This is a genomic window from Mycobacterium sp. (assembly GCF_019243155.1).
In the GTDB taxonomy this organism is placed as follows: domain Bacteria; phylum Actinomycetota; class Actinomycetes; order Mycobacteriales; family Mycobacteriaceae; genus Mycobacterium.
Map to the genome: position 1 here is coordinate 1 of NZ_JAFAUS010000372.1, position 6,921 is coordinate 6,921.

Below are 6,921 nucleotides of genomic sequence, written 5' to 3' on the forward strand. Positions count from 1 at the left end.
CAGAACGTCGTCGACCGCGCCAAGAAGAACGCGATCAAGTCGGTGCTGGAGACCGGTCAACCCGGTCTGCGTATCCAGCATCTGCTCGACTCGATCGTCGACGAATTCGCCGAGAACGAGGACCTGCCGAACACCACGAACCCGGACGACTGGGCGCGGATTTCGGGCAAGAAGGGCGAGCGGATCGTGTACATCCGCACCCTGGTCACCGGCAAGTCGTCGAGCGCGTCGCGGGCCATCGACACCGAGTCGAACCTGGGTCAGTACCTGTAAGCAACACGCGAACTCGAGCCCCGCACACAGATGTTGTGCGGGGCTCGAGTTTTCTGCAGCTTATTCGGCGAGCGAGTAGCTGTTGGTCAGGTTGTCCTGCAAAACTTCGGCGGCCCGGCTCGTCGTATCGATTCGCAGGTCGCTGGCGAGCCAGCGGGGTTGGTAGGTCCACCCCGCAGGCAGCTCCAGCCTGGCGGCGAGGCCCGGCAGGTCGCGCCGCGAGAGATTGGGGTCGCTGACCTGGCTCCACGTCTGCATCACCCAGTGCTGACCTTGGGGGTCGAGGAGTTCGTAGACTTCCTGGCCGCCGTTGAAGACGAAGACGGTGTGGCGAGTGACCTTGTTGGGCACGTACGGCGCCGGGTTCATCGACGACAGCAGGACCGTGGCCTGCTGTCGCATCTCGATGCCTCCGAAGGTCTTCGTTATCTGTGGGCCCTGCTGTTCCTTTTCGATGGAGTTCATCAGCCAGTAGCGCGGGCCGTTGAGCAGGGCGGCGGCGGCACCGTGTTCGGCGGCCAGCGCGTGCGCGTCAAGCGCGGACCACAACTCGGCGGGACAGTCGTTGAGGGGGAAGCTGTTGTAAACCGTTGCCTGCGGGCCGGCTTCGCCGGGAGTCACGAGAAGCACTTCGCCGTAACGCTTCCCCGCAATGTCGAGGGTGTGTTTGCCTACTGCGTGCTGGGATTCGGGGCTGGACACACGGTGAAGTTAATCACGTTTCCGTGCCGTCAACACCACATCCGAGCCGGTCCGTGGCGCCGCGGTAGCGGTTGCGCGCGACCAGCGTGGTATGCAAATCGTCGATCAGCGGGTCGAGGAAGGTGGAGCGGTATTCGGCGTCGCCGGCCGCCCGTGCGCTGATGTACATGAAGGTCAGCGCTCCGAGGAACAACGCCATGTGGATCAGCGAGTCGGGCACGGGAAGCGTGAAGCCCAGCACCGTTGCCGAGCTCTTGTAGGTATGGGTCCATTCGTTGAGCAGTTCCGGGCTGAGCATGATCAGCCCCAGAATGAGGTAGATCGCGGCGGTGACCACCGCCAGCACCAGGATCTGCGCCAGCTGTGAGGTGGCCAGCACGAAGACGACATTGAGGCGTTCCGCCTTCTTCAGCGAGCCGCAGTCCGGGGCGTCCGGCAGCGTCGCGAACGGCGTATCAGCAAGGTCCGCACCCTCTTTCGGCGACACGGTCGCGGACTGAAGCATCGGCCTGACCCGTTCTCGGGTGGCGGAGGTGACGAACGCCGACGCGATCGAGACCAGGAACGCCATCGCCAACCCGAGCCGGTTGCCGCTGATCGTTGCGGCCATCAGCCAGACGTAGGTGTTGAAGAACACCAACGCCGTCAGCAGAACCACGGGCAGCGCCCGGACGGCCAGCGCGCCCACCGTCGCAAAGTGCGACAACATCATCCGCACGGCCCACCCGACCACCGAGCCGACGCCGCAGCCGGTCAGGGTCAGCACGACGGCGATGACGGCGGCGTCCTGGGGCAGTTGCGAGGCCCCGTCCGTGACGATTCCGACGCAGCCCACGATCAGAACCGACACGGTAGTTACAGCCGAACGGGTCTGCGCGCTGCGCGATCGGGACACCAGCCAGCCGACGATCGCCATCAGCGGCAGGCTGAGGCTCAAGATCGCCAGCACGACCAATTCGGATGTCGTCGGTTCCCCCGTGATCTCGACATCGTGGCCGCCGGTGATCAAGTACACCGCCAAAATGCACACCTGCAGCGCCGCGTACGCCGCCAACATCGGCGCCGACCGTGTCCAGAGCCGTCGCCACCGTGCTCGCCTCGTCAGCACGGACGGCAAACCCCGCTCCAGGAACCAACTTTCGGCCGCCGAGTTGGCCGACACCCGACGGTCCGGCAGCCGGCGACGGGGTAGGGCCATGTCGGCTCACCCTACGGCGGACGACTCGCCCGCGCTGGCGTTCGCGAACCACTCGCCGGGCTCCTCCTCGCCCCGCTTGGTCCGGTTGCGAGCCTCCTCCTCGCCCCGCTTCGCGGGCCGGATCGCCGCCCCGCCTACTCTTGGGGTCATGCAACGGATTATCGGGACGGAGGTCGAGTACGGCATCTCCTCGCCGTCTGACCCGACCGCAAACCCGATCCTCACCTCGACGCAGGCGGTTCTGGCGTACGCCGCCGCCGCAGGCATCCAGCGCGCCAAACGAACCCGCTGGGACTACGAGGTGGAATCGCCCCTGCGGGACGCCCGCGGGTTCGACCTGAGCCGCTCGGCCGGCCCGCCGCCGGTCGTCGACGCCGACGAGGTCGGCGCGGCCAACATGATCCTGACCAACGGCGCGCGGCTCTACGTCGACCACGCGCACCCCGAATACTCCGCGCCCGAATGCACCGACCCGCTGGACGCGGTGATCTGGGACAAGGCGGGCGAGCGTGTGATGGAGGCCGCCGCGCGGCACGTCGCCAGCGTGCCCGGGGCCGCGAAACTGCAGCTCTACAAGAACAACGTGGACGGCAAGGGCGCTTCGTACGGGTCGCACGAGAACTACCTGATGTCCCGGCAGACGCCGTTTTCGGCCATCATCGCCGGGCTGACCCCGTTTCTGGTGTCGCGCCAGGTGGTCACCGGCTCGGGGCGGGTCGGCATCGGTCCTTCCGGAGACGAACCGGGCTTTCAGCTGTCGCAGCGCTCGGACTACATCGAGGTCGAGGTCGGCCTCGAGACCACGCTCAAACGCGGCATCATCAACACCCGCGACGAACCGCACGCCGACGCCGACCGGTACCGGCGGTTGCACGTGATCATCGGCGACGCCAACCTCGCCGAGACGTCGACGTATCTGAAACTGGGCACGACGGCGTTGGTCCTCGACCTGATCGAAGAGGGCCCGGCTCACGGAATCGATCTCAGCGACCTGGCGCTGGCCCGGCCGGTGCACGCCGTCCACGCGATCAGCCGCGACCCGTCGCTGCGGGCCGCTGTTGCGCTGGCCGACGGCCGCGAGCTGACCGGCCTTGCGCTGCAACGGATTTACCTCGACCGGGTGGCGAAGCTGGTCGACGGCCGCGACCCCGACCCGCGCGCGGCCGACATCGTCGAGACGTGGGCGCACGTGCTCGACCAACTGGAGCGCGACCCGATGGAATGCGCCGAGCTGCTGGACTGGCCGGCAAAGCTGCGGTTGCTGGAAGGTTTCCGGCAGCGGGAGAACCTCAACTGGTCGGCGCCGCGGCTGCACCTGGTGGACCTGCAATATTCCGACGTCCGACTGGACAAGGGCCTCTACAACCGGCTGGTGGCGCGCGGCTCGATGAAGCGCCTGGTGACCGAACACCAGGTGATCGAAGCGGTCGACAGCCCGCCGACGGACACCCGCGCGTACTTCCGCGGCGAATGCCTGCGCAGATTCGGCGCCGACATCGCCGCAGCCAGTTGGGACTCGGTGATTTTCGACCTCGGTGGCGATTCGCTGGTCCGAATCCCGACGCTGGAGCCGTTGCGCGGCAGCAAAGCGCATGTCGGGGCGCTGCTGGATTCGGTGGACAGCGCCGCCGAACTGGTGGAACAACTCACTAGCTAAAGGCCAGTTAGCCGGGGAACGTCGGCGTCTACCGGTAGGGTAGAGAAGATCAGCGGGCAGTGTGGCACGGCTGTTGCACAAGCCCAGACAAAGCAGGAGGCGGCGATGGCTCAGGAGCAGACCCACCGTGGCGGCGGCGGCGGAGACGAGGAAGACCTCGCCGGCAGCACGGCCGCGGGCCAGGAGCGCCGTGAAAAGCTCGCCGAAGAGACGGACGATCTGCTGGACGAGATCGACGACGTCCTTGAGGAGAACGCCGAGGACTTCGTTCGCGCGTACGTCCAAAAGGGCGGACAGTGACCTGGTCGTTCTCTGATCGCCTGTCCACTAATTCCGCACTTCCGGGAAATTCAACCGTAGATTTGTCGTCTTTTGCCGACTTTTTGCGTCGCCAGGCGCCGGAGTTGCTGCCTGCCAGTCTTGGCGGCGGCGCGCAGTCCGGCGGTGCCGGGGCCCAGCTGCCACATGGCACCACCATCGTCGCGCTGAAGTATCCCGGCGGTGTGGTGCTGGCCGGTGACCGGCGCTCGACTCAGGGCAACATGATCGCCGGGCGCGACGTCAAAAAGGTTTACATCACCGACGATTACACGGCGACCGGCATCGCGGGCACCGCCGCCATCGCCGTCGAGTTCGCCCGCCTGTACGCGGTCGAACTCGAGCACTACGAAAAGCTTGAAGGTGTGCCGCTGACGTTCGCCGGGAAGGTGAATCGGCTGGCGATCATGGTGCGCGGAAATCTGGCCGCCGCGATGCAGGGCTTGGTGGCGCTGCCGCTGCTGGTGGGTTACGACATCGATGCGCCCGATGCCGAAGGCGCAGGCCGCATCGTCTCGTTCGACGCCGCCGGCGGCTGGAACCTCGAAGAAGAGGGCTACCAGTCGGTGGGGTCGGGTTCAATCTTCGCTAAATCGTCGATGAAGAAGCTGTATTCCCAGGTCTCCGATGCTGATTCGGCCGTGCGGGTGGCCGTGGAGGCGCTCTACGACGCCGCCGACGACGACTCCGCCACCGGCGGACCGGATTTGGTCCGCGGCATCTTCCCGACTGCGGTCACCATCGGGGCCGAGGGGGCGGCCGAAGTGCCCGAGAGCCGCATCGCCGAACTGGCTCGCGAGGTCATCCAAAGCCGTTCGCGCGCAGATACTTTCGGTCCAGATGGCGGTGAGAAGTGAGCTTTCCGTATTTCATCTCGCCCGAGCAGGCGATGCGCGAGCGCAGCGAGCTCGCGCGCAAGGGCATTGCGCGCGGCAAAAGCGTGGTCGCGCTGGCCTATGCCGGCGGCGTGCTGTTTGTCGCGGAGAACCCGTCGCGGTCTTTGCAGAAGATCAGCGAACTCTACGACCGCGTGGGTTTCGCCGCCGCAGGCAAGTTCAACGAATTCGACAATCTGCGCCGCGGCGGCATTCAGTTCGCCGACACCCGGGGCTACGCGTACGACCGCCGCGACGTCACCGGCCGGCAGCTGGCGAACGTCTACGCGCAGACGCTGGGCACCATCTTCACCGAGCAGGCCAAGCCGTACGAGGTCGAATTGTGCGTGGCCGAGGTCGCGCACCACGGCGAGACGAAACCGCCTGAGCTGTACCGGATTACGTATGACGGCTCGATCGCCGATGAGCCGCACTTCGTGGTGATGGGCGGCACCACCGAGCCGATCACCACCGCGCTCAAGGAGTTGTACGAGGAGAACGCCGACCTGCGCGGCGCCCTGGGGATCGCGCTGAAGGCGTTGCGGGCCGGTAGTGCGGAGAACAACTCGAACGGCGACCAGTCCTCACCGGAAGTGAGCAGCCTGGAAGTCGCCATCTTGGACGTCAACCGGCCGCGACGCGCGTTCCGGCGGATCAACCGCAGCACCCTGGAAAGCCTCCTGCAGGAGCTGGATTCCAAGGGCGGGGAATCCGACGGCGAGGCGCCGGATTCCGACGGCGAGTCCTCGGAGTAAACCCTGCTGAAGCGCCGGTGCCGATGGGGCTGGTGGTATTTGTAAGAAGGCCCGGTCGCGGCCGCGGGTAACTCTTTGAGATCGATAGGCGCGGCTTCCGCAACCTAGCGGCAAGACAACAAGTACGCTCGATTACGTGCAGCGACGAATCATGGGCATCGAGACCGAGTTCGGTGTCACCTGCACGTTCCATGGCCACCGTCGGCTCAGCCCGGACGAAGTCGCCCGTTATCTGTTCCGCCGAGTCGTGTCATGGGGTCGCAGCTCCAACGTTTTCCTCCGCAACGGCGCCCGCCTGTACCTCGACGTGGGCAGCCACCCGGAGTACGCCACCGCGGAATGCGACAGCCTCGTGCAGCTGGTCACTCATGACCGCGCCGGGGAGTGGGTGCTGGAAGACCTGCTGGTGGACGCCGAACAGCGCCTGGCCGACGAGGGCATCGGCGGCGACATCTACCTGTTCAAGAACAACACCGATTCGGCCGGCAACTCCTACGGCTGTCACGAGAACTACCTGATCGTTCGGGCGGGGGAGTTCTCCCGGATCTCCGATGTGTTGTTGCCGTTCCTGGTCACCCGCCAGCTGATCTGCGGTGCCGGCAAGGTGCTACAGACGCCCAAGGCCGCGACGTTCTGCCTATCGCAACGCGCCGAGCACATTTGGGAGGGCGTCTCGTCGGCCACCACGCGCAGCAGGCCGATCATCAACACCCGCGACGAGCCGCACGCCGACGCCGAGAAGTACCGGCGCCTGCACGTGATCGTGGGTGACTCCAACATGTGCGAGACCACCACCATGCTCAAGGTGGGCACCGCGGCGCTGGTGCTCGAGATGATCGAAGCCGGCGTTCCGTTCCGCGACTTTTCGCTGGACAACCCGATACGCGCCATCCGCGAAGTCAGCCACGACGTGACGGGCCGCCGCCCGGTGCGGCTGGCCGGCGGGCGGCAGGCGAGCGCACTCGACATTCAGCGCGAGTACTACAGCCGCGCCGTCGAGCACCTGCAGACTCGGGAGCCCAACGCCCAGATCGAGCAGATCGTCGACCTGTGGGGGCGGCAACTTGACGCCGTCGAGAGCCAGGACTTCGCCAAGGTGGATACCGAGATCGACTGGGTGATCAAGCGCAAGCTCTTCCAGCG

At 66.1% G+C, this 6,921-nt stretch carries 8 protein-coding genes and 1 pseudogene; 6 read left to right on the forward strand and 3 right to left on the reverse strand.

Annotated features, from left to right (window positions below):
* Positions 1–273: pseudogene (locus JOZ00_RS19090) on the forward strand (proteasome ATPase); the annotation flags it as partial.
* Positions 274–333: 60 nt separating this feature from the next.
* On the opposite strand, the gene JOZ00_RS19095 reads toward JOZ00_RS19090, so the two are convergent.
* The 3 genes from JOZ00_RS19095 to JOZ00_RS19105 are packed head-to-tail and all read right to left on the reverse strand — an operon-like array spanning position 334 to position 2,323.
* Positions 334–975, reverse strand: a complete 642-nt coding sequence (locus tag JOZ00_RS19095) for a hypothetical protein (RefSeq protein WP_293346382.1) — start codon at positions 973–975, stop codon at positions 334–336.
* Between the two features lie 13 nt (positions 976–988).
* On the reverse strand, positions 989–2,173 hold the full coding sequence (locus tag JOZ00_RS19100) for a hypothetical protein (RefSeq protein WP_293346383.1): 1,185 nt from the start codon (positions 2,171–2,173) through the stop codon (positions 989–991).
* A 6-nt stretch (positions 2,174–2,179) separates the two neighbouring features.
* Positions 2,180–2,323: a hypothetical protein gene (locus tag JOZ00_RS19105; protein WP_293346384.1), complete on the reverse strand. Its 144-nt coding sequence runs from the start codon at positions 2,321–2,323 to the stop codon at positions 2,180–2,182.
* Here JOZ00_RS19105 and dop point away from each other — a divergent pair.
* The 5 genes from dop to pafA form a co-directional block, all read left to right on the forward strand.
* A complete protein-coding gene (dop, locus tag JOZ00_RS19110; RefSeq protein WP_293346385.1) occupies positions 2,322–3,830 on the forward strand; it encodes a pup deamidase/depupylase in 1,509 nt (502 codons plus the stop codon). The genes JOZ00_RS19105 and dop overlap by 2 nt on opposite strands.
* 105 nt (positions 3,831–3,935) lie before the next feature.
* Positions 3,936–4,130 (forward strand): ubiquitin-like protein Pup, encoded by a 195-nt coding sequence (locus tag JOZ00_RS19115; RefSeq protein WP_293346386.1) that lies wholly within the window; start codon positions 3,936–3,938, stop codon positions 4,128–4,130.
* Positions 4,127–5,005: a proteasome subunit beta gene (gene prcB / locus JOZ00_RS19120; protein ID WP_293346387.1), complete on the forward strand. Its 879-nt coding sequence runs from the start codon at positions 4,127–4,129 to the stop codon at positions 5,003–5,005. The genes JOZ00_RS19115 and prcB overlap by 4 nt, the downstream gene beginning before the upstream one ends.
* On the forward strand, positions 5,002–5,778 hold the full coding sequence (gene prcA, locus JOZ00_RS19125) for a proteasome subunit alpha (protein WP_293346388.1): 777 nt from the start codon (positions 5,002–5,004) through the stop codon (positions 5,776–5,778). The genes prcB and prcA overlap by 4 nt, the downstream gene beginning before the upstream one ends.
* A 136-nt stretch (positions 5,779–5,914) precedes the next feature.
* Positions 5,915–6,921: Pup--protein ligase (gene pafA, locus JOZ00_RS19130; RefSeq protein WP_293346389.1), on the forward strand; the 1,007-nt coding region annotated here is incomplete at its 3' end.